Genomic DNA, 22,049 nt, shown 5'->3' on the forward strand with positions numbered 1-22,049 from the left:
ATCGTTCCATCGAATAAAGATCAATTTTGATCAGTCTCTTTGCGCTCGTTTTTGTGACGTTTTTGCGGCGCTCTGCCGGGCTTCGGAGGGGAGTATAATGAGATCCGGCGCCGCGAGGCGGCGCTGATCACGGAAAAGGAGGCGATCACGATGAACGTGAAAAGACGCGCCGCCGCGTTATTGTGCGCCGCGCTGCTGGCGCTCGCTCCATGGCGGGGCCCCGCGGCCGAGGCGCCTTCGCTGGACGCTTCCGGCTTTGTCGCGCTGGCCGAAGTCGTTCCCGACGTGATTTTGGAGCTCCGCTATTATTCGACCTGTAACTTCGTGGGGCGCCGCATCGACGGCTACGAGCAGCCCTGCGCGCTGCTCACCCGCGAGGCCGCCGCGGCGCTGAAGGAGGTCAGCGCCGATCTGGTCCGCTTGGGGTACCGCCTGAAGATTTACGACGCCTATCGTCCCCGCCGCGCCGTGGAGCATTTCGTGCGCTGGGCGCGGGAGCCCGGAGACGACTCGATGAAGCCGTGGTTCTATCCCGCGCTGGACAAAAGCCGGCTGTTCAAAAAAGGCTACATCAGTTCCCGCTCCGCCCACTGCCGCGGCAGCACGGTCGACGCGACTTTGTTCGACATGAAGTCCGGGCGCGACGCCGACATGGGCGGCCCGTTCGACTATTTCGGCGAGATCTCGCGCTTCGACGGCACGCCGGCGCTGACGAAACAGCAGCGCGCCAACCGCCGCCTGCTGCGCGACGCCATGACGAAACGCGGCTTCCGCGCCATCGACGGCGAATGGTGGCACTTCACGCTGAAAGACGAGCCTTATCCGGAAACCGCCTTCGACTTCCCCGTCAGCGCCGAGAGCCTGCGCGGCGGATCAGCGTCGGACGCGTCGGCGGAGGAGCGCGATGAAAACGTGAAGGAGCCGGAAGAAATCCCCGAAAAATGAAAACGAGCCGCCGTGCGGGAATTTTAAGATCCCCGCGCGGCGGCTTGCCGTTTCATTGTCATACTGATTCTTGATAGAAAGTATCAGCATAGTTTTTGTGAATCTCGTCCGCAGCGCCTCTGTATTCGGCATTTTAATTGAGAAATAGTATGAGTCGTTTGCGCGGGCGTTTTCCGTTGAAGCTATTTTTCCGTGGCGGTCTTCTCCTTGCGGATCACGTCGTGCGCGCCGCCTTCGACGATGCTGGTGGCGCTGACGAGGGTGAGCTTGGCTTTTTTCTGGAGCTCGGCGATGGTGACGGCGCCGCAGTTGCACATCGTGGACTTGATTTTCAGGCAGGTGCGCTCCACATTCTCCTTGAGCGGGCCGGCGTAGGGCACGTAGCTGTCGACGCCTTCCTCGAAGGAGAGCTTGCCGGCGCCGCCGAGGTCGTAGCGCTGCCAGTTGCGGGCGCGGTTGGAACCTTCGCCCCAGTATTCCTTGACGAACGTGCCGCCGACGAGCAGTTTTTCCGAGGGGCTTTCGTCGAAGCGGGCGAAGTAGCGGCCGAGCATGACGAAGTCGGCGCCCATGGCGAGGGCGAGCGTGATGTGGTGGTCGTAGACGATGCCGCCGTCGGAGCAGACGGGGATGTAGACGCCGGTCTTGCGGTAATATTCGTCGCGGGCCTGGCAGACTTCGATGACGGATGTGGCCTGGCCGCGGCCGATGCCCTTGGTCTCGCGGGTGATGCAGATGGAGCCGCCGCCGATGCCGACTTTGACGAAATCCGCGCCGCACTCGGCGAGGAAGTTGAAGCCCTCGCGGTCGACGACGTTGCCGGCGCCGACCTTGACGGTGTCGCCGTACTCTTTGCGGATCCACTCGAGCGTCAGTTTCTGCCACTCGGTGAAACCTTCCGACGAATCGATGCAGAGCACGTCGGCGCCGGCTTTGACGAGCGCTGGCACGCGGTCCTTGTAGTCGCGGGAGTTGATGCCCGCACCGACGACGTAGCGCTTGTGGTCGTCGAGCAGTTCGTTGGGGTTCTCCTTGTGCTCGGAGTAGTCCTTGCGGAACACGAAGGCGGTGAGGCGGCCGTCTTTGGCGACGATGGGCAGCGAGTTGAGTTTTTTGTCCCAGATGATGTCGTTGGCCTCGCTCAGCGAGGTGCCGTCGGGCGCGGTGATGAGTCGGGCGAGAGGGGTCATGAATCCGGACACTTTGTCGGCGGGGTCCATGCGGCTGACGCGGTAGTCGCGGCTGGAAACGATGCCCACGAGTTTGCCGTTGGCGGTGCCGTCGTCGGTGACGGCGACGGTGGAATGTCCGGTCTTCTCTTTCAGGGCGAGGATGTCGGCCAGCGTGGCGTCGGGGCGGACGTTGGAGTCGCTGGGGACGAAGCCGGCCTTGTGGCTCTTGACTTTGGCGACCATGGCGGCTTCGCTCTCGATGGACTGCGAGCCGTAGATGAAGGACACGCCGCCGGCTTTGGCGAGGGCGATGCCCATGGTGTCGTTGGAGACGGACTGCATGATGGCGGAGACCATGGGGATGGAGAGCTCGATGGCGGGAGATTCGCCCTTTTTGAACTTGACCAGCGGGGTGTGCAGCGAGACGTTTTCCGGCCGGCATTCGCTGGACGAGTAGCCGGGGATCAGAAGATATTCGTTGAAAGTATGCGCCGGTTCGTTGATGTAGGTTGCCATTCTAAACCTCCTGAAAGATGGGAATTCGCTCGCCGGGTGTTCCCGTACCGAGTGGAAATTATGCCGCAGTATAAACGCATCGGTATTTTTTTGCAACCGCCGTTTTCGCAAAACGGCGCGCCGTTACGGCGAGAACCGACCGGGCGCGCCCGAATCCGCAAGAATTCCGCGGCGCGGGCGAAAGGATTGTGCTTATTTTTTACATTCTACCAGAAATATGCGAGTTGGGCGCGTCCCGGCGGCATTTTTTGAAAGCCTCCGGAGCGGAGGGCAAAATCCCTCGCGGAGGCGCCAAGACGTGAAGAACATATTGTTCCACGTGGAACATTCCATACGGAAAAAGCCTGACGATCGAGCGACCGTCAGGCTTTTTCGCATGTCTTCGCGTTGTTTTTTCGCGTCTCGGCGGCGGCTTTTGCCCTGCCCTTCAGGCTCCGCGCAGCGCTTCGAGCGTGGCGTCGATGTCGCCGACGACGGCGATGGAACGGGCGCGGATCTCCTCGGGGACGCTCTGCGGCTGCGCGTTGACGAGCGCGTAAACGGCGTCGGGGTTCCGGAACGCGCGGATCTGGAACGGGTATTTGATGATTCCCGGCGTGTTGGAGCCGACGCCGAGCTCGAGGTAAAGCGCTTTCCCCGTTTCGTGTTTTTTCAGGAATTCCTCGCAGCGCCGCGCCGCCGCGTGCCAGCCTTCGTCTTCGACGAACGCGTCGTCGGAGCGCAGGTTCATGGTCATCGGCTTGCCGCATTTCGGGCAAAGAGGGATCAGCTTCGAGGGCACGCGCATCTTCGGCTTCCCCGCCGCGGGCGGTTCGAGGCGGCCGTCGGCGTCGATGGCGAACCCCTGCGCCAGTACCATCCTCCGCACCGTTTCCCGGTTGTCGTAGGTAAGCCGGTGGCACGGCGTGGAGCACTGCCAGAGGCCGTAATCGCCCTGCGTGTAAAACAGGCGCTCCTTGTCGAAGCGCGCTTTCTGGAAGCAATGATCGACGTTCGTGGTGACGACGAAATAATCCTTGCCGCGCACCAGCTCGCGCAGGCGGCGGTACGTCCTTTTGGGAGCGTCCATGTAGCGGTTGACGTAGATGGAGCGGCTCCAGAACGCCCACTGCTCCTCGAACGTCTCGTAGCGGTAGAAGCCGCCCGAATACATGTCGGAAAAGCCGTAACGCGCCGCGAAGTCGCCGAAGTATTTGCGGAACCGTTCGCCCGCGTAGTCGAAGCCCGCCGCCGCGGAAAGCCCCGCGCCCGCGCCGATCACCACCGTCGGGCAATCGCGCAGGGCCGCGCGCAGCTTTTGGATTTCCTCATGGGGAACTCTAACGGGCGCCAAGGAGACGGGAATATATTTTTCGATCCAGTTCTTTGAAGACATCGAAGACGACCTCCATTCCTTCGTGCTCGGCAAGAAAATCCCTGACCGCGGCGACGGCGATGGCCGCCGCTTCCTCGTTGGGGAAACGGAACTCGCCGGTGGAGACGCAGCAGAACGCGACCGAGCGTAGTTTTCTTTTCGCCGCCAGATGCAGGCAGGAGTGGTAGCACGACGCCAGCAGCCGGCGGTCCTCGTCCGTGACCGAACGGCCGACGATCGGGCCGACGGTGTGGATGACATATCGGCAGGGCAGATTGTACGCGCCGGTGATCTGCGCGCGCCCCGGCGGCTCGCCGCCGCCGCGGCGCCTCATGAGCGCCGCGCATTCCTGGCGGAGCTGCACGCCCGCCGCCGAATGAACGGCGTTGTCGATGCAGCCGTGGCACGGCACGAAACATCCCAGCAGTGAGCCGTTGGCGGCGTTGACGATGGCGTCGGCGGCCAGCCGCGTGATGTCGCCCTGCCACAGATAGATCCCCGGCTCGGCGGGGGAGAGCGACTCGACCGTGACCACGCCTTTGAGCCGCGTTTCCTCGCGCAGATATTCGTCCTGGATCCGCAAAAACTCCGCGGCGGCGGGGGCCGGCGGGCGCACGTTCATCAGCGCGCGCAGCAGGCGCTTCCGCTCCGCCGCCGCGGCGGGGATCTTCATGTCGGCATATCCCGACGGGTTTTCGGCGAGCAGTTTCTCGACGAGCCATGCACAGCGTTCCGACTGATTCATGACGACGCCTTCCTTTCGGTTTGTGCGAATCATGTGTCCATTGTAGCGCCGCCGCGTCCTTTTGTCCGAAAACGGCGCTTGAAAAAGTGTCAGGGAATTGACTTTTGCTGATGAAGCGCCGACGCGCCGCCGGAAAGACCGCGGTCGTCCGTTCCCGACGGCGCCATTCTAACCGAAGGGCGCTTCCGGAGGGAAGAAGGCACAATACGGTGCCTTGGTTACCTGCGGGTAACCAAGGCTCCCGCGCCGGGCGGCGCGTTTTTGTTTATTGCGCTCTTGTATTTGAAAAGATATAATCATTGAAGCTATGGTAAGCGAACGAAACCCCGCGGCGCGGATCGGTCCGCCTCCGCGGGGCGGCAAGAGCGGAGCCGCCTGCGCGTCCCCGGCGCGGGGGAGCGGGCGGCGTTTTTTCTTTCGGCGAGGTGAAAGACATGAAGATCGTTTCCATCGAAACAGGGATTCTCAACACGCCTCTGCTCACGCCGTTCAAGACGGCCGTGCGCCGGGTCGACGCCATGACCGACGTGCTGGTGCGGATCACCGACGGCGACGGACGCATGGGCTGGGGATCGGCGCCGCCCACGGGCAAGGTGACGGGCGACACGGCCGGCGCGATCCTCGGCGCGGTCGACGAGCATCTGCGCCCGGCGCTGCTCGGGCGCGACGGCGAGGATCTGAACGGCAATCTCGACGTCGTGGAGGCGGCGCTCGTCGGCAACTCCAGCGCCAAGGCGGCGCTCGACATCGCGCTGCACGACCTGTGGGCGAAAACGCTCGGGCAGCCGGTGTGGAAACTGCTGGGCGGTTCGGGCGCCGACGTGGAAACGGACGTGACCATCAGCGTCAACCCGCCGGAGGAAATGGCCCGCGACGCGCTCGGCGCCGTGAAGCGCGGCTTCAAATGCCTGAAGACGAAAGTCGGCGTGGGGGCGGAAATCGATTTTGCGCGCCTCAAGGCGATCCGCGAGGCCGTCGGTCCCGAGCCGAGGATCCGCATCGACGCCAATCAGGGCTGGGAGCCCGCCGAAGCGGTGCGCGTGCTGAACCGCATGGCCGACGCCGGCTTCGGCATCGAGCTGGTGGAACAGCCGGTCAAGGCCCGCGACCTCAAGGGCATGGCCTACGTCACGGCCAACTCGCCGATCCCCGTCGTGGCCGACGAAGCCTGCTGGTCGCCCGAGCAGGCGCTGAACATCCTGAACCTCGGCGCGGCCAACAGCGTCAACGTCAAGCTGATGAAATGCGGCGGCCTGCGCCAGGCGCGGCGCATCACCGCCGTGGCCGAGTCGCTGGGCGCGCGCGTGATGATCGGCTGTATGCTCGAGGGCAAGGTCTCCTGCGCGGCGGCCGTCCACCTGACCTCGGCCAGCTCGTGCATCGACGCCGTCGATCTGGACGGCCCGGCGCTGTGTTCCGTCGATCCGGTAAGCGGAGGCCCGCAGTTCGACGGCCCCGTGATCCGACTGGGCAGCGGCGCCGGATTCGGCGTCGCCGACGTGCCCGGCGTGAAGTGGAACGGATGACCGCATGGGGAAAAATCGGAAAAGGAGGACCGATGGAAAAGAATTACTACGCCGAGAACCTCAATTCTCAGAAACTGTATCAGGTATATGAGACCTCTCTTCCGCGGATAAAGCGGTATCTTGAAGCGGAGATCGAGTTTGTCCGGGCGCGGCTGTCCGGGCGCGAGCGCGTTCTGGAGCTCGGCGCCGGATATGGGCGAATTGTAAAAGAGCTGGCTCCTTTCTGCGCCTCTATCGTCGGTATGGATATTTCGGAAGAAAACGTGGCTTTGGGAAGGCGGTACTTGAAAGATTTTCCCCATGCGGGCATGGTGGTGATGGACGTACACGACATGAGATTCGACCGTCAGTTTGACGTTGTGCTCTGCCTGCAGAACGGTCTTTCCGCGATGAGAGCCGACGATAGAGTTATTAAGGATATCATAGGTTTGCTGGCTCCCGGAGGCGCGGCCTATTTCAGCAGTTACAGCGCGAAATTCTGGGATTGCCGCCTGAAATGGTTCGAGGCGCAGGCTTCCAAAGGGCTGCTGGGAGCGATCGACCCCGAAAGGACGAAAGACGGCGTTATCGTTTGCACGGACGGATTCAAAGCGACGACGCACACGCCCGATGATTTTGAGAGGATCGGGGCGGCTTCAGGCTATCCCTATCAGGTGACCGAAGTTGATGATTCCAGCGTTTTTCTGATAATTCATAAGACGTCATAAAACCGCTGCGGCAGATGTGAGCGCCGTCGTTTCGCCGTCGTGTATGATCATGGAATTTTAAAGGAGGAAGAAAAATGTTGATAACCAGCGGATTCACCTATGTGGCGTTCCTCGTGTTCTTCGCCGGGCTGCTCGTGTGGTGCCAGAAAGCGACCAACTGGAAGATCTTCGACTTCGTGCCGCCGATCGTCATGGTCTACCTCTTCAACATGCTCTTCTGCACGGTCGGCCTGTGGGACATGAAGGCCACCGCGCCGGCTTACTCGGCGGTGAAGAACAACCTGCTTTACGGCATGATCTTCGTGATGCTGCTGCGTTGCGACATCCGCAAGATGGTCAAGATCGGGCCGCGCATGCTGGCGATCTTTTTCTGCTGCGCCTTCACGATCATGGCGGGATTCGTCGTGGCCTATGTGATGTTCAAGGGCAGGATTGGCGCCGAATCATGGCGCGCCATGGGCGCTCTGTGCGCCTCGTGGATCGGCGGCTCGGCCAACATGGCGGCGCTGCAGGGCGCGCTGAACGTGCCGGAGGGCGATTACGCCTGCGCGCTGATCGTCGATACGATCTATTACTCGGTCTGGATCGCGCTGCTGCTGATGGCGGTGCCGCTCGAGAAGGCGTGGAACCGTTTCTGCAACGCGCGCACGGTGACGTTCGAAGAAGCGGAAGACGCCCAAAAGGCCGCCGAGGAAGGTACGGCGAAGATGAGCGGCGCCACGCTCACGATCCTGCTCGGCCTGTCGCTGATGGTTTCGGCGCTGTCGCAGGTGGCGGGCCGGTACGTAGCCGGGCTGATGCCCTCCGTGCTCAAGGACGTGTTCAACGGTTCCACCTGCACGATGCTGATCGTCACGGCGCTCGGGCTGATCGCGGCGCTATCGCCGGTCGGGCGCATCGCCGGCGCCGACGCGCTGTCGACGATGTACCTTTACGCCGTCATCTCGCTGCTGGCCTCGCGCGCCGGGTTGAACGAGCTGCTCGACGCGCCGATGTGGCTGATGGCGGGGCTGTTCGTGTTCATCGTTCACATCGTGGCCATGGTGATTTTCTCGAAGTTGTTCCACTTCGACCTGTGCATGGTCTCCACGGCGTCGCTGGCCAACATCGGCGGCGCGGCCTCGGCTCCGATCGTGGCGGCGGCCTACAATCCCGGCTACACTGCCATCGGCGTGGTCATGGGCGTGATTGGCGCCGCGGCGGGCAACATCCTCGGCTTTGCGGCCGCGTATCTGATGAGGATGTTCGCGTAACAGCAACGAAAAACGGCGCAGCCCCGCCCCCGCGGCGGGGCTGTTTTTGACGGAACGGAGGAGCTGAATGGAACTGAACGGGAATTTTCGCGCGCTTCACGCCGGACTGCCTGAGGACGTCCGGCGCATGAAGGAACACGGGGATTTCGAAGGCGCTCTGGCGACGATCGAACGGCGGCTGGCTTGCGGGAACACGCCGGCGGCGCTGCGGTACGCCCTGACGGCGCAGGCGGAGATGATCCGCCGCCTGCCGGGAAACTTCCCCTACGGCCGCGGCGAGGCGCTGGATCTGGTGCGGGCACATATCGCCGATTTCAGCGCGGACGAGTTCGACGAAATGGTCCGCGGCGGGCGCGTCGAATGGATCTATGTGAACGGCGAACCGCGTTATTTCGGGCGTTTTTTCGAGACGCTCTGCAAGGTGGACGCGCGTTTTGCCGCGCGGGCGGGCGTCGCCCCCGCCGGAACCGAGCCGCCGGACGAAAACGGCGAGTCGCGGCTTGACCGCGCCGCGCGTTTGATGCGCGAAAAGGGAAGCATGGCGGTGCGTTTCCGCTGCCGCGCTTCGCTGCGCATCAAAGACGAACTGTTCCGCCCTGGCATGAAGGTCGGCGCGGCGCTGCCGCTGCCCTGCGCCTGCCCATCTCAGAGCGGCGTTGCGATCGATCTGGTCTCGCCGCGGGCGTCGCTGCTCGCGCCGGAGGACGCGCCGCAGCGCGTGGTCGTCTGGAACGAGACGATGGAGTGGAATCACGATTTTTCCGTGGAGTTCTCGTTCACGCGCCGGCAAAACTTTGCCGATCTGTCGCGGGCGCCGCGGCGGCCCTGCGGCGAAGCGCCGCGGTTGGACGATACGGCCGAACTGCCGCCGCACGTGCTCTTCTCTCCTTTCATGAAGAGCCTGGCGCGCGAGATCGCCGGCAGCGCCGAGACGGCGCTGGAAAAAGCGCGGCGCTTTTACGACTTCATCACGCTGAACGTGAAGTACCGCTTCATGCCCGATTATTTTTGCCTCGAGGACATCGCCGCCAACTGCGCGCGCAGTCTGACGGGCGACTGCGGCGTGCAGGCGCTGCTGCTGATCGCCCTGTGCCGGGTGTCGGGCATACCGGCGCGTTGGGAAAGCGGCTGGGTGACGCGGCCGAACTTCTGCAGCGGACACGACTGGATGATGTTCTACGCGCCCCCGTTCGGCTGGCTTTACGCCGATCCGTCCTTCGGCGGCGGCGCGGTGCGCGACGGGAACGAGGCGCGTCGGCGATTTTATTTCGGCCATCTCGACCCGTGGCGCATGGCGGCCAACACGGTCTTTCAGGCGGATTTCCCCGTGCCGTGGGAGGGCTGGCGCTGCGATCCGTACGACAACCAGTCGGGCGAAATGATCTGCGACGGGCGCGGCCTGCGCTGGTATGAGTTCACGAGCGCGAAAGAGGTCGTTTCCTGCGAAGAAGTGGAATGAAGCTGTTTTTTTCGGCGGCGAAGCGTCGCTCCGAACGCCGCCTTTCTTTTTCGCGTGGAATGTTCCGTGTGGAACATTTTTTGTGAATGAAGCCGTAGTAACTGTTTGTTTTATATAAGTCAAAAACAATTTATCCGTTTCGTCTGCGGAGAACGAAAACGTTTCCTTGGAAAACGCCGTCGATAAAAAGGGCCTTGAGGTTTTTTAGCGAAAACTGTTATAAAATAAATCGCGCGGACGGCGTATGCGTCCGCGCGATTTATTTACGTGATTTTTTTCAAGAAAAGGAGTCTGATCATGATGAGATTCGAAATGCTGTGCCTTGCCGCGCTGCTTCTGATCCTGCCGGTCGTGCCGGCGGCGGCGCAGCCGGCGCTGAACCTGACCGGCGAACGCGTCGCCGATCTGGACGAGCTTTCGCAGATCCCTTCGTCGTATCTGCGCGGCGCTCTGAACGTGCGCTGGCTTGACGGAAAGAGGCAGAACGAACTGGCCGCGGCCGCCATGGCGAAATTTTTTGCCCCATGGCGCGGCGGCGCCGTGGACGATCCGCTCGTACCCGGTTGGGGCTTCGACGTGCTCGAAAAGCCGCGCTGGGGTGAAAATCTGCGGCCGCTGACGGAAGAGAAAAAAAACGCCCTGCGCGAGCAGGCGGACATGGAGCGCTTCCCCTCCATGGACCGTCGCGCCGTCGCCGTCGTCAACACCAGCGCCCGCGCACTGCCCACGGGACGTCCCGCTTTTGCCGATCCGGCCGCCGCCGGCGAAGGTTTCCCGTTCGATTACATGCAGTGCGGCGCCGTTTGGGCCGGCACGCCGCTGCGTATTATGCATGCCGACCGTACCGGCGCCTGGTACCTGTGCGAGTCTGGTTTGTTTTCCGGCTGGATCAGAGCTGCCGACGTGGCGCTGGCGGGGCGCGCTTTCATGGAACGCTACGACACGGGGCGCTACGGCGTGATCGTGGCCGACGGCACGCCGCTGCGGGACGCCAAAGGGCGCACGCTGGCGGTCGTCCACACCGGGGCGGTCTTTCCCGTGGCGGCGGAACGCGACGGCGCTCTGGTGCTGAACGTGCCCGTGCGCACTTCCGCGGGAACGGCGAAAATCGTTCGCGCCGTCGCCGCCGGCGGAGCGGCGAAACGCTGGCCGTTGCCGATGGACGCCGCCGGCGTCGGCGCGCTCGCCGACCGCTTCATGAGCGTGGACTACGGTTGGGGCGGCCTGTTCGAAGACCGCGACTGTTCGGCCACCATGCACGACCTGTTCCTGCCCTTCGGCATCGGCTTGCCGCACCACAGCTCGTTTCAGGCGAAAAGCGGAGTTTTCGTTGACTTAAGCGGCCTGAGCAACGGGGAAAAACTGGACGTGATCCGCTCGCGCGGCGTCCCTTTCCGCACGCTGGTCGGCATGAAAGGGCACGTGGCCCTGTTCATCGGGCTGTCGCGCAAGGGCGAGCCGGTGATCCTCCACAACCTGTGGGGCGTCAGACTGGCATCGGAAAAAGACCCCGGCCTGAGCGGGCGCATCGTGGTGGGGCGCGTCGTCGTCACCACGCTTCGTCCCGGCGCGGAGCGCCGCAGCTCGGTCGATCCCGGCGGGCTGCTCGGCCGCGTCGTCACGCTGACGTTTCTGCCCGGCTTCGAGCCGGCGGAGAAAGGCTTGGGGGACGATCGTCAGGATGTCGGATTCTATCGATAAAAAAGCAAATACGGCGATACCTTCTTGATACCGTTCCACATTTCTGATCTTCAAAAAAGAAAAACGGCGGCTTTGATCGTTATTTCAAAACCGCCGTGAGGCTGCTGTATTTTGTTCAGACGCATAAACTTGCCGCCGCAACGACGGCTCTTTATAGATCCCTTTTCAAGTAAACCATATCGATCAGCTGTTGACCATTTTCATATATAGGGTGGTCATAATTCTCTACAAAGAAATCTTTGGCGATGTGTGATTTTACAAATCCGCATCTTTCGTAGAAATGAAGCATCATGGGAATGTCTCCTGTTCCTACATATAGCTCGCTGCCACACTTCTTGTAGTGGTCAACGATAAAGGCAATGAGCTTTTGCCCATATCCTTTCCGTTGGTGTTCGGGAACGGTAACGATATTTTTAAGCTCGTATCTACCTGCTTGCTCTTGTGTAACGACACAGATCGCTCTCACGTCGTCATCACATAAAGCGAACATGTCGCCGCGATACAAATATTTCTCTATCATGTGTACCTGTTCATCCGCAATCAGCAGAAGTTCCATATACTTTGTTTTATCGCTATCATCGATCTTTACGATCTTCACTTGCCGTTTTCCCTTCCCGCTTCCCTATTATAGTTGTAAATCCATTATACCATTTGCGCTTTCATGAGAAATCCTCATCTGGCAAACGTCTTTTATCGCCCGCATCTGAGCGCGCTTTGTTTACAGTCCCAGCGCGTCGAGCCACTTTTTCAGGCTGGCGGCGGAGGGATGGCCATTGAGCAGCCTGCCTTCGCGGATGTCGGCGCCGGGGGCGCTGATCTTCAGGTCCTTGGCGGTATTGCCGAAGCCGCTGCCGCCGGATGTGGCGAACAGTACAACCGTCTTGCCGGCGAAATCGTAGGCCTCGAAGAAGGAGTGCACGATCGAAGGCGCCGTGTACCACCAAATCGGAAAACCGAGAAAGACCACGTCGTAAGCGGCGATCTTTGCGTCGGTATCGGCCATGGGGACGCGGAACGTCTTGTCTTGCATCTCTACGGAACTGCGCGATTTTTTGTTCGTCCAGTCGAGGTCGTCATCGGTGTAAGGGACGGCCGGGCGGATCTCGTAGAGGTCGGCCCCGGCGGCTTCGGCCAAGTTCTGGGCGGCGGCACGCGTGACGCCGCTGGCGGAAAAATAAGCGACCAGTTTTTTGCTCATGAAAGAACCCCCTCATTTCGTTAAAGAAAATTATCAAACAAATATCAATTCAGCGTTTTCATTCGCGGAGGCCCACGCCCCATCATCCCCGAGAGCCTGCGCCGGCTCGGCGGGGGCGGCGGCCAGCGCCCGAGCGCCCTAGAAGCTTCTGCCTAAAACGAAAGCCTCGGCCGCAGCCCGACTGCCTTCGAGCTCGCCGGACCGATCGGCGCCGGTCCCGCGTACCACGCCCTTGAGGCGGCATTTCTCGAAACGTTCGACCCAGCCGCCGGGGCCTTTTTGGGCGCCGTCCATGGCGTGCGGCACGCGATTTCGCGGAATTTTCGGCGCGCCTTCGGCGCCCTGAAAAGGGCGAAGAACCTGTGCCCTTTCAACGAAAGCCGGCGGAACGCCTTTTGTGTTTCATCTCGAAGATGAAAAAATCCAAGGTGTCCAGCTTCCTCTGGCTTTCGTGGATTGACTGCAGCAATCGCTTTCGGTGCGCGGCAAGGAACTTCAGACATTCGTCCTCGCCGGCGCAGGCTGTGAACTGCCGGATCACGGCGGGCGTACAGCCCGCGTCCTCCAAATGGCGGATCACGGTCTGTTCCTGGGACAGATCGTCGTACAGCGCCATCACCTCTTTCTCTTTGATGAAGTTATTATAATGGTTTCACTTTACAATATCCAATACTCATGTTAAATTCATGATGATGCTTGGCAGGCATATGCTGAAGAAGGGAGGCGTGAATTTATGGAGTTGCGGGTTTTGCGTTATTTTCTGGCCGTGGCCCGTGAAGAGAGCATCACCCGCGCGGCGGACTATTTGCACCTGACTCAGCCGACGCTGTCGCGCCAGCTTATGGACCTGGAGAAAGAGCTGGGCAAAAAGCTGTTCGTGCGCGGCTCGCGCCGCGTCAGCCTGACCGAGGAAGGAATGCTGCTGCGCAAGCGCGCCGGTGAGATGATCGAACTGGAAGAAAAAACGCTTGCCGAACTGCAGCAGGATAGCGAGGCCGTCAGCGGCGACGTGTTCATCGGCGCCGGCGAGACCGACGCCATGCGCATGGTCGGGCGGGCGGCGTGTCAGCTGCGCCGCGAAGGCGCGCGCGTCTGTTGTCACCTGTACAGCGGCAACTCCATCGACGTCTCCGAGCGGTTGGATCGCGGCCTGTTGGACTTCGGCATTTTGCTCGGCGCCATCGACACGAGAAAATATGATTCGCTGCTGTTGCCGGCGAAGGACATCTGGGGGGTGCTGATGCCCGCCGCCCATCCGCTGGCGAAAAAGAAATCCATTCGCGCCGAGGAGCTTTGGGACGAGCCGCTGATTCTTTCGCGTCAGGGCATGATCGAGTCCGACATCTCGCGCTGGCTGAAAAAGGAAACCGGTCAGCTTCACGTGGCCGCGACCTACAACCTGGTCTTCAACGCCTCGTTGATGGTCAAAGAAGGGGTGGGATTGGCGCTGACCTTTGACCGTCTTGTCGGCACCGGCAGCGACAGCGGACTCGCCTTCCGGCCGCTCTCGCCGAAAGTGGAGTCGGGGATGCAGGTTGTGTGGAAAAAATACCAGGTTCATTCACGCGCCGCGGAGCGATTTCTCGAAGCGCTGCGCGCCCAATGCGAAGCGGCAGAATAACCGCCGTGGATGGAGGAAAATCGGTCATGCGCGATCTTCTGAAGGAGAAAGAAACTTTGGAAAATCCAGTGACGCTGAAAGAGATCTGTCGCTTCGGATTGAAAACCTTGGCGGTCATCATGCTGTTTCTCCTGTTGGTTCGGCTCTTTCCGAAGTGAGAGTCAATGCGCTGGAATCGATCAGAACCGCAGAGCCTATTGACACTATAAGAACGATCCCATATAATAACCATGAAAATAAATATGTGCTCAAATAATTTTGCTGTCAAGGCAGGGATCGTGTAATTCGCTCGGAGCAGAGGCGACGCGGCGCGCGGGGGTGCTCGGTCTTGAGGGGCATGGGGAACTTGGGAGTGTTCGTGTAATGCGGTGGAAAAGATTTCTGTGTAAATAATTTTTTGCCATTTTTAACAGGGGGGAGATTCCGCGATGAATGATTTCAAAAAGAAACTGGAGAAGAAGCTTCGCGATCCCGAGTACAAAGCGAAGTGGGACGCTTATGATCCCGAGTACCAGGTCATCAAGACTCTGATCGAAGCGCGCCGCAAGAAGAACGTCACGCAGAAGCAGCTCGCCGAGATGACGGGCATCACGCAGCCCGACATCAGCCGCCTCGAGAACGGGCGCGGCAACCCGTCGCTGCGGACGCTCAACAACCTTGCCAAGGGATTGGGCATGGCGCTCAAGGTGGAATTTGTCGACGTCAAAAAGAAGTAGTTTTTGCCCGTTCCGTGATTTTACGAAAAAAAATCCGTCGGACGCTTCCGGGAAACGGAACGTCCGACGGATTTTTTTGTCCGTTTTCAGCTGAGCAGCATGCGATCGTTGTCCAGGTTTTTCCGCACCGCCTCTTTGAAACGATCCAGCAGCGCCGGCACGGTCATATGGGCGCGCTCCTCGCCCCGCAGGTCGAAGAGGATGCGCCCGTTGTCCATCATGATCGTGCGCGAGCCGAGCGCCAGCGCCGAACTGATGTTGTGCGTGATCATCATGCAGGTCAGCCTGTTTTCGGCGACGATGCTTTTTGTCAGCGCCAGCACCTTTTCCGCCGTGGCCGGGTCGAGCGCCGCCGTGTGTTCGTCGAGCATCAGCAGCTTGGGCGTCACCAGCGTCGCCATCAACAGCGTCAGCGCCTGGCGCTGGCCGCCCGAAAGCGTGCCGACGCGCGCGTTCATGCGGTTTTCCAGGCCCAGTTCGAGCGTGGCGACGCGGTCGCGCAGATATTTTTTCTCGCGCGCCGACAGGCCGAAGGGGGAGACGTGCTCGTCGTTGCGGATGAAAGCGAGCGAGAGGTTTTCCTCGACCGACATCGACGGCGCCGTGCCCTGCATGGGATCCTGAAACAGGCGGCCGATGAAGTGAGCGCGCCGGTAGTCCTTCATGAAGGTGATGTCCCGCCCGTCGAGCTCGATGCGGCCGCTGTCCACGTAAAAGGCGCCGCTGACGGCGTTGATGATCGTCGATTTGCCGGCGCCGTTGGAGCCGATGACGGTCACGAACTCGCCGCGGTCGAGGTGCAGCGAGAAGTTCTCCAGCACCTTTTTCTCGCCGGCCGTGCCGGGGTCGAATGTCTTGCTGATTCTGTCGAGCGTCAGCATCAGCGGCCCGCTTTCTTCCGCAGCGCGAACCTGACGCGCGACGCGAGCACCGGCCAGGAGATGGCTGCCGCCACGATCAGCGCCGAGAGCAGTTTGAGGTCGTTGGCCGACACCGACGAGGAGATGGCGCCGGCGATGATGATCCAGTACGCCGCGCCGCCCAGCAGCGCCGCGGAAACGCCGCGGCGCACCGACGGCCAGCGCGTGGCGCCGGTAAGCACTTCGCCGATGATCAGCGAAGCGAGGCCGATGACCACCATGCCCGTGCCCATGGTGATGTCGCAGAACTGCTGGTACTGGGCGATCAGCGCGCCGGACAGGGCCGGCATGGCGTTGGCCAGACACAGGCCGACGGTGATCGTATACTGCGGATTGATGGACGAGGCGCTGACCATGCGCGGATTGTCGCCGGTGGCGCGGATCGAGAGCCCCAGCCGCGTGCGCAGGAAAAACGCGAGCATGAATCCCACGGCCACGGCCGCGCCCGCGGCGACCAATAATCGTGTCCACGGCTGCGCGACGCGCGGCAGCGCGGATTTCAGCAGAGAAAATACGGTGTCCAGACGCAGCAGCGTCAGGTTGGCGCGTCCGCCCATGACGCGCAGATTGATCGAGTAGAGCGCCGTCATCGTGACGATGCCGGCGAGGATCGACTGAATCCTCAACTTCGTCTGCAAAAAGGCCGTCGCAAGGCCGGCCCCCGCGCCGGCCAGAGCGGCGCAGAACAGCGCCAAGAACGGATGCCCCGCCGCCGTCAGCGCCGCCGAAACGGCCGCCCCCAGCGTGTAGCTGCCGTCGACGGTCATGTCGGGAATGTTGAGCGTGCGGAAGGAAAGGTACAGTCCCAGCGCCACGAGGCTGTAGATCAGTCCCTGCTCGACCGCGCCGCGGATCAAAAGAAGGCTCATAAGAAACAGCGGCTCCGCCGGGTTACTTGACGTATTTGGAAACGTCGACGCCGAGCGCGGCGGCCGTCTCGCCGTTGACCACGACCGAGGCCTCGCGCAGCACTTCCACGGGCGTATCGGCGATCTTCGCGCCGTTCAGCACGCGGATGATCATCTGTCCCGTCTGGCGTCCCAAGTTCGTGTAGTTGATGCCGCTCGTGGCCAGCCCGCCGTCGTGCACGAGCGAATCGACGGCGGTATAGACGGGCACCTTGTGCTCTATGGCTACCTGCGACAGCAGCGGCATGGCTAACGCGGTGGTGTTGTCGTCGGGCACGTAAATGGCGTCGACCTTGCCCATCAATGAGTTGACGGCGGGGACAACCTCGGCGGCGGTGGAGACGACGGCTTCGCGGAAGGCGATGCCGCGTTTGGACATTTCCGCCTCGGCCTTGCGCACCGTGTTGGTGGAGTTGGCTTCGGCGGTGTTGTAGATGATGCCGTAATTTTTCAGGCCGGGCGTGAGCTCTTCGGCCAGGTCGAGCACGTTGCTGGGATGGATGGCGTCGCTGACGCCGGTGACGTTGCCGTCAGGCCGGGCGAGGTCTTTCACCAGCCCGGCGGCGACGGGGTCGGAGACGGCGGCGAAGACGACGGGGATCGTTTCCGCGGCCGCGGCGGCGCCCTGCGCGGCGGGCGTGGCGATGGGAACGATGACGCTCACCCCGCGGGCGACGAACTTTTGGCAGATGGCGCTGATCAGCGAAGGCGAATTCTGCCCGTTCTGGTAGTCGATCTCCGCCACGTCGGGACCGTAGCCGGACGCTTTGAGCTCGGCGAGGATGGCAAGGCGCACTTCGTCGAGCGAAGGATGCTCGACCAGTTGGACGATGCCGACGCTGAATTTCGGCGCGGCCAGGGACGACGAGGCGCACAGGGCCGACAGGATGCAGGCCGTGAAGAACTTTTTCATTGTCATGACAAAAACCTCTCTTTCGAAAATAATTTTTCCGGGAACGACAAAATCCACAACAGCCGATGCGTGGTGCCGGGGCAGCGCGTTTTTCCTCCTTTCAAAAAACGAGACCTGCCCCTGAACGGATACGTTCAAGGACAGGTCTCGAAAAAGGCCTGCGGTGCCACCTTGATTGCCTTTCGCGAAAAAGGCCGCTCGCGGGATGCCAACACATCCCCGCTCTGTTACGGGAGCTCCCGTCGGGCCCTACTGAGCGAGCTTTCGCGCTGTTGGGGTCCGCCCTCGGCGGTCCATTTGTCCGAGCCGCATTTCTGCCAGGATCTCAGCTGCCCCGGCTCTCTGTGAGCGCGCGCTGCGGTTTTATCTCCGCGTCTTCGGTTTGGCGTCGTGAAGTTGTTGGGATTATTTAAGCACGAAATCCGAAAAAAGCAAGTGTTTTTTTGCGGCCGAACGCGAACGGGCGAGCCCGTATTTATGGGCTGATGTATAATGGCACCGACATTGAACGGCGTTTTGCCGTGAACGAGGGAGAAATATCGCATGCTTGTTTCGACGAAGGGACGTTACGCTCTGCGCGTGCTGATCGATCTGGCCGAGCATCAGAGCGGAGATTATGTGCCGCTGCGGGCGATCGCCGAGCGCCAGCAGATCTCGGAAAAGTACCTGGAAGCCATCCTCAAGTCGCTGGTGCGCGACAAAGTTCTCGCCGGCATGCGCGGCAAAGGCGGCGGCTACAAGCTGGCCGTTGCGCCGGAAGCGCTGACGGTGGGGCGTATTCTGCGGCTGACCGAACCTTCGCTGGCGACGGTGAGCTGTCTGGCGGGGCGCGGCGAAAAGTGCGGCCGCCGCGGAGAATGCCGCACGCTGCCCATGTGGCGGGAACTGGATTCGATGATCCTCGCCTATCTTGACGGGCGCAAGCTGGCGGATCTGATCAAAAAAGACGGTTCCGGCACCGACGGTATTTGAAAGAGAGAAATTTTCAGGCTTCCCGCGGTCGGAGCATTTCGGCGCGGGGAGCTTTTTGACCTTAAACGAACTTCATGAGGTACAATATACCAATCTACGCCGTATTTCTTTGTTCAGGCGGCGGCGAATCGGGGAGTGACGGGATGAAAACTTCAATCAAAAAACTGCTCGAAGACGTGCGCGACGGCGCGGTGCCGGTGGAACAGGCGCTGCTGGCCCTGAAAGAAGCGCCGTTCGAGGACATCGGCTTCGCCAAGGTGGACCTGCACCGCCCGGTGCGGCAGGGCGCGGCGGAAGTGATCTACGGCGCAGGCAAAACGCCGCCGCAGATCGTTGCCATTCTCGGCATCATGGCCCGTCACGGCCAGAAGAACGTGATCATCACGCGCCTGTCGCCGGAAGCGGCGCGAGAAGTGAACGCCGCTTTCCCGATCGAATATCGCGCCGAGGCGCGCCTTGGGATCGCCGGCGGCTTTCCGGAACCGGACGGCATCGGCCGCATCGTCGTCGCCACCGGCGGCACGAGCGACATTCCCGTCGCCGAGGAGGCGGCGCTGACGGCGCAAATGCTGGGCAACGACGTGCTGCGTCTGTACGACGTGGGCGTGGCCGGACTGCACCGCACGCTGTCGCATCTCGACGACCTGATGAGCGCCAGCGTCATCGTCGCCGTGGCCGGTATGGAAGGCGCTTTGGCCAGCGTCGTCGGCGGGCTGGCCGACTGTCCCGTCGTCGCCGTGCCGACGAGCGTGGGGTACGGCGCGTCATTCGGCGGCATTTCCGCGCTGCTTTCCATGCTCAATTCCTGTGCCAGCGGCGTCACGGTCGTGAACATCGACAACGGTTTCGGCGCGGGCTATTTTGCCAGTATGGTCAATCATATGGAGGTCAAAAAATGAAAACGATCTATTTCGACTGCGCCATGGGCGCGGCCGGCGATATGCTGACGGCGGCGCTGCTGGAGCTGGCGCCCGACCGGGAGGCGGCGCTCGCGAAGCTGAACGCGCTCGGCGTGCCCGGCGTGCGTTTTGCCGCGGCGAAGACCGTCAAGTGCGGCATTACCGGCACGCAGATGACCGTCACGGTGGATGGCGAGGAAGAGGATGCCGGCGGGCACGCCCACCATCATGAACACGGCGGCTGCGGGCATCGTCACGATCATGTCCGCGAGGATATGGGCGCTCACGGTCACGAGCATGACAAACATGGACGCTGCCATGACCTCCATCACGATCACGGGCACCGCCATGTCCACCGCGGCATGGCCGACATCGAGGCCGTCGTCGGGGGGCTGAACGCTTCCGAGAGCGTGCGCTCGCAAGTCCTCAAAGTGTACGGGCTCATCGCCGCCGCCGAAAGCGCCGTTCACGGCGTGCCGGTAACGGAGATCCACTTCCACGAGGTGGGCGCTCTCGACGCCGTCGCCGACATCGCCGCCGTCTGCACGCTGATGGAGGATCTGGCGCCGCGGCGCGTGCTCGCTTCGCCCGTCAACGTCGGCGGCGGACATGTGCGCTGCGCCCACGGCGTCATGCCCGTGCCTGCGCCGGCGACCGCTCTGCTCCTGCGCGGCGTGCCCATGTACGGCGGACGCGTGAGCGCTGAGCTGTGCACTCCCACCGGCGCGGCGCTGCTCAAGCACTTCGTCGCCGATTTCTGTCCCATGCCCGTGATGACCGTTTCGTCCATCGGCTACGGCATGGGCAAAAAGGATTTCGAAGCCGCCAACTGCGTGCGCGCCTTCCTCGGCGAAAGCGAGTAGGCGCCCGAAAGGAACTGCTTCATGGACCCGCTTCACGAAAAATACGAACGGCTCAAAGATCTTCTGCGCGGACTCGGCGGCGTCGCCGTGGCCTTTTCCGGCGGCGTCGATTCGACGTTTCTTTTGAAGGCCGCCCGCGAAGCGCTGGGCGACCGAGTCCTTGCGATCACCGCGCAATCCTGCTTCTTTCCCCGGCGCGAGCTCGACGAGGCCGACGAATTCTGCGAGCGCGAGCGCATCCGCCACGAGATCTGCGTCTGCGACGAACTGAGCGTTCCCGGTATTCGCGAAAACCCGCGCAACCGCTGTTATTTATGCAAGCGCGCCCTCTTCGAGAAGATGATCGCGCTGGCCGCCTCGCGCGGTTTCCGCCGCGTCGCCGAGGGCAGCAACATGGACGATATGGGCGACTACCGCCCCGGCCTGCAGGCCGTCGCCGAGCTGGGCGTGAAAAGCCCGCTGCGCGACGCCGGTCTGCGCAAGGACGAGATCCGTGCGCTGTCAAAAGAGCTGGGGCTGCCGACGTGGAACAAGCCGTCCTTCGCCTGTCTCGCTTCGCGCTTCGTCTACGGCGAACCCCTCAGCGAAGAAAAACTGAACATGGTCGAGCGGGCCGAGCAGCTGCTCCTCGACATGGGACTGACGCAGATGCGCGTGCGCGTCCATGGCGACATCGCCCGCATCGAAGCGCTGCCCGAACAGTTCGCTCTGATCATACAAAATCGCGAACGTCTCGCCGCCGAGTTCAAAAAGATCGGTTTCAGCTACACCGCGCTCGATCTGCAGGGCTACCGTACCGGCAGCATGAACGAAACGCTGGCCATAAAATAGTTTGCGAAAAAAAATCTCCGTTCCCGAACGATCGCTTCGGAAACGGAGATTTTTCGATTTTCATGGAGTGTTCCACGTGGAACATGGCCGTTGGCGACGTATGGCCGGCGGTTTCCCGTTTGAATTCATTCGGTCCGCCTTTTTCCGCGGCGGGGCGCGTTTCTCTCGTGCAGAATATGCGTATGTACCCATTCGAACGCGCGCGATTCGCCCTCGTCCTTGAGCACGCGCAACGCTTCTTCGAGCAGCGCCGCCGTGTTGGGATGGATGAGGTAATGGCTCTTGAATTTTTCGTAATATTCCCACGGCGCGGCGTCGGTGTACTTTTCGCCGAGATAGATCATGCTGGCGGCGACGCGGTCGCAGAACATCTCCGCCACGTATTTCCGCGGCATCTCCATGCCGCACATCGGCGGGGCCGCGCCGTCTGCGCCGTCGCCGACGGCGTAGTCGATCCAGTATTCGAAATGATGTTTGTTGCGTCCCTTGTGATGCAGCCACGCCGCGCTGTAGCCCTTGTCGAGGCGCTCGGCGTTGTTGGGGCTGCACGTGCCCTGGTAATACTTGGCCCCCACGAAAAACTCGACGGGCGCGTACTTCGACAGATCGTGCAGCAGGCCCTGCCAGTACAGTCCGAGACGGAAACAGAATTTCATCACCAGCAGCTTGTGCCGCGTGATCGTTTTGAAGTGAAGAAACGGATGCATCGCCGTTCATCCTCTCTGTCGGTTTTGATGATTTTCGCTGAATCCGTCAGCGAACCGCGGCGGATTTTTTTATTATACCCGAAGGAGCTTTTGCGGAGGCGATGATCCATTTCTTCATCAGGT

24 protein-coding genes are annotated in these 22,049 nt (G+C 61.6%); 13 read left to right on the forward strand and 11 right to left on the reverse strand.

Going from position 1 to position 22,049, the window contains the following annotated elements; all coding sequences use genetic code 11:
* The first annotated feature begins 150 nt into the window (after nt 1-150).
* Complete coding sequence (locus HMPREF7215_RS01890; protein WP_009163897.1) at nt 151-945, forward strand: M15 family metallopeptidase; 795 nt, start codon at nt 151-153, stop codon at nt 943-945.
* A gap of 182 nt (nt 946-1,127) precedes the next feature.
* On the opposite strand, the gene HMPREF7215_RS01895 is transcribed toward HMPREF7215_RS01890, so the two are convergent.
* From HMPREF7215_RS01895 to HMPREF7215_RS01910, 3 genes are all read right to left on the reverse strand, one after another.
* Nucleotides 1,128-2,633: an IMP dehydrogenase gene (locus HMPREF7215_RS01895; protein WP_009163898.1), complete on the reverse strand. Its 1,506-nt coding sequence runs from the start codon at nt 2,631-2,633 to the stop codon at nt 1,128-1,130.
* A gap of 427 nt (nt 2,634-3,060) precedes the next feature.
* Nucleotides 3,061-4,008 carry an SIR2 family NAD-dependent protein deacylase gene (locus HMPREF7215_RS01905; RefSeq protein ID WP_232205501.1) on the reverse strand — a complete coding sequence of 316 codons (948 nt, stop codon included), beginning with the start codon at nt 4,006-4,008 and terminating at the stop codon, nt 3,061-3,063.
* Complete coding sequence (locus tag HMPREF7215_RS01910; RefSeq protein WP_040550136.1) at nt 3,953-4,732, reverse strand: protein-ADP-ribose hydrolase; 780 nt, start codon at nt 4,730-4,732, stop codon at nt 3,953-3,955. The genes HMPREF7215_RS01905 and HMPREF7215_RS01910 overlap by 56 nt, the downstream gene beginning before the upstream one ends.
* Nucleotides 4,733-5,166: 434 nt before the next feature.
* Here HMPREF7215_RS01910 and HMPREF7215_RS01915 point away from each other — a divergent pair, with 434 nt between their 5' ends.
* From HMPREF7215_RS01915 to HMPREF7215_RS01935, 5 genes are all read left to right on the forward strand, one after another.
* Entirely contained in the window at nt 5,167-6,258 is a 1,092-nt protein-coding gene (locus tag HMPREF7215_RS01915; RefSeq protein ID WP_009163903.1) for a dipeptide epimerase, read from the forward strand.
* A 32-nt stretch (nt 6,259-6,290) separates the two neighbouring features.
* Nucleotides 6,291-6,965: a class I SAM-dependent methyltransferase gene (locus HMPREF7215_RS01920; RefSeq protein ID WP_009163904.1), complete on the forward strand. Its 675-nt coding sequence runs from the start codon at nt 6,291-6,293 to the stop codon at nt 6,963-6,965.
* Nucleotides 6,966-7,039: 74 nt separating this feature from the next.
* Nucleotides 7,040-8,218: a DUF819 family protein gene (locus HMPREF7215_RS01925; RefSeq protein WP_009163905.1), complete on the forward strand. Its 1,179-nt coding sequence runs from the start codon at nt 7,040-7,042 to the stop codon at nt 8,216-8,218.
* 67 nt (nt 8,219-8,285) lie between these two features.
* A complete protein-coding gene (locus HMPREF7215_RS01930; protein WP_009163906.1) occupies nt 8,286-9,677 on the forward strand; it encodes a transglutaminase-like domain-containing protein in 1,392 nt (463 codons plus the stop codon).
* 297 nt (nt 9,678-9,974) lie between these two features.
* A complete protein-coding gene (locus HMPREF7215_RS01935) occupies nt 9,975-11,378 on the forward strand; it encodes an SH3 domain-containing C40 family peptidase (RefSeq protein ID WP_050768848.1) in 1,404 nt (467 codons plus the stop codon).
* 151 nt (nt 11,379-11,529) lie between these two features.
* Here the strand turns inward: HMPREF7215_RS01935 and HMPREF7215_RS01940 are convergent, their stop codons facing one another.
* From HMPREF7215_RS01940 to HMPREF7215_RS01950, 4 genes are all read right to left on the reverse strand, one after another.
* Nucleotides 11,530-11,976 (reverse strand): GNAT family N-acetyltransferase, encoded by a 447-nt coding sequence (locus HMPREF7215_RS01940; protein WP_009163908.1) that lies wholly within the window; start codon nt 11,974-11,976, stop codon nt 11,530-11,532.
* A 120-nt stretch (nt 11,977-12,096) separates the two neighbouring features.
* Nucleotides 12,097-12,576, reverse strand: a complete 480-nt coding sequence (locus HMPREF7215_RS01945; RefSeq protein ID WP_009163909.1) for a flavodoxin — start codon at nt 12,574-12,576, stop codon at nt 12,097-12,099.
* Between the two features lie 138 nt (nt 12,577-12,714).
* Complete coding sequence (locus tag HMPREF7215_RS13055) at nt 12,715-12,882, reverse strand: hypothetical protein (protein ID WP_009163910.1); 168 nt, start codon at nt 12,880-12,882, stop codon at nt 12,715-12,717.
* A 64-nt stretch (nt 12,883-12,946) separates the two neighbouring features.
* A complete protein-coding gene (locus HMPREF7215_RS01950) occupies nt 12,947-13,192 on the reverse strand; it encodes a hypothetical protein (RefSeq protein WP_050768849.1) in 246 nt (81 codons plus the stop codon).
* A 117-nt stretch (nt 13,193-13,309) separates the two neighbouring features.
* Here HMPREF7215_RS01950 and HMPREF7215_RS01955 point away from each other — a divergent pair, with 117 nt between their 5' ends.
* From HMPREF7215_RS01955 to HMPREF7215_RS01960, 3 genes are all read left to right on the forward strand, one after another.
* The gene (locus HMPREF7215_RS01955) at nt 13,310-14,197 is read left to right on the forward strand and encodes a LysR family transcriptional regulator (RefSeq protein ID WP_009163912.1); all 888 of its coding nucleotides are present in this window, start codon (nt 13,310-13,312) and stop codon (nt 14,195-14,197) included.
* Nucleotides 14,198-14,223: 26 nt separating this feature from the next.
* Complete coding sequence (locus HMPREF7215_RS13885) at nt 14,224-14,355, forward strand: hypothetical protein (protein WP_009163913.1); 132 nt, start codon at nt 14,224-14,226, stop codon at nt 14,353-14,355.
* Nucleotides 14,356-14,625: 270 nt separating this feature from the next.
* Entirely contained in the window at nt 14,626-14,913 is a 288-nt protein-coding gene (locus HMPREF7215_RS01960) for a helix-turn-helix domain-containing protein (RefSeq protein WP_009163915.1), read from the forward strand.
* A gap of 86 nt (nt 14,914-14,999) precedes the next feature.
* Here HMPREF7215_RS01960 and HMPREF7215_RS01965 read toward each other — a convergent pair whose 3' ends face one another.
* The 3 genes from HMPREF7215_RS01965 to HMPREF7215_RS01975 are packed head-to-tail and all read right to left on the reverse strand — an operon-like array spanning nt 15,000 to nt 17,660.
* The gene (locus tag HMPREF7215_RS01965; protein WP_009163916.1) at nt 15,000-15,794 is read right to left on the reverse strand and encodes an ABC transporter ATP-binding protein; all 795 of its coding nucleotides are present in this window, start codon (nt 15,792-15,794) and stop codon (nt 15,000-15,002) included.
* Entirely contained in the window at nt 15,794-16,702 is a 909-nt protein-coding gene (locus HMPREF7215_RS01970; RefSeq protein WP_009163917.1) for an ABC transporter permease, read from the reverse strand. Before HMPREF7215_RS01970 ends, HMPREF7215_RS01965 begins: the two co-directional genes overlap by 1 nt.
* Before the next feature lie 22 nt (nt 16,703-16,724).
* Complete coding sequence (locus HMPREF7215_RS01975) at nt 16,725-17,660, reverse strand: ABC transporter substrate-binding protein (protein WP_156797394.1); 936 nt, start codon at nt 17,658-17,660, stop codon at nt 16,725-16,727.
* A 537-nt stretch (nt 17,661-18,197) separates the two neighbouring features.
* On the opposite strand from HMPREF7215_RS01975, the gene HMPREF7215_RS01980 reads away from it, so the two are divergent.
* The 4 genes from HMPREF7215_RS01980 to larE all read left to right on the forward strand — a co-directional run bounded on the left by HMPREF7215_RS01980 (nt 18,198) and on the right by larE (nt 21,219).
* Nucleotides 18,198-18,626: an RrF2 family transcriptional regulator gene (locus HMPREF7215_RS01980; RefSeq protein WP_009163919.1), complete on the forward strand. Its 429-nt coding sequence runs from the start codon at nt 18,198-18,200 to the stop codon at nt 18,624-18,626.
* Between the two features lie 143 nt (nt 18,627-18,769).
* Nucleotides 18,770-19,525, forward strand: a complete 756-nt coding sequence (gene larB / locus HMPREF7215_RS01985; RefSeq protein ID WP_009163920.1) for a nickel pincer cofactor biosynthesis protein LarB — start codon at nt 18,770-18,772, stop codon at nt 19,523-19,525.
* Nucleotides 19,522-20,388, forward strand: a complete 867-nt coding sequence (gene larC, locus HMPREF7215_RS01990; protein WP_009163921.1) for a nickel pincer cofactor biosynthesis protein LarC — start codon at nt 19,522-19,524, stop codon at nt 20,386-20,388. The genes larB and larC overlap by 4 nt, the downstream gene beginning before the upstream one ends.
* Before the next feature lie 21 nt (nt 20,389-20,409).
* Complete coding sequence (gene larE / locus HMPREF7215_RS01995; protein ID WP_009163922.1) at nt 20,410-21,219, forward strand: ATP-dependent sacrificial sulfur transferase LarE; 810 nt, start codon at nt 20,410-20,412, stop codon at nt 21,217-21,219.
* Between the two features lie 125 nt (nt 21,220-21,344).
* Here the strand turns inward: larE and HMPREF7215_RS02000 are convergent, their stop codons facing one another.
* On the reverse strand, nt 21,345-21,926 hold the full coding sequence (locus HMPREF7215_RS02000) for a DUF5662 family protein (protein ID WP_009163923.1): 582 nt from the start codon (nt 21,924-21,926) through the stop codon (nt 21,345-21,347).
* Between the last annotated feature and the right edge of the window lie 123 nt (nt 21,927-22,049).

Origin of the sequence: Pyramidobacter piscolens W5455, from assembly GCF_000177335.1 — a bacterium.
Classification (GTDB): Bacteria; Synergistota; Synergistia; order Synergistales; family Dethiosulfovibrionaceae; genus Pyramidobacter; species Pyramidobacter piscolens.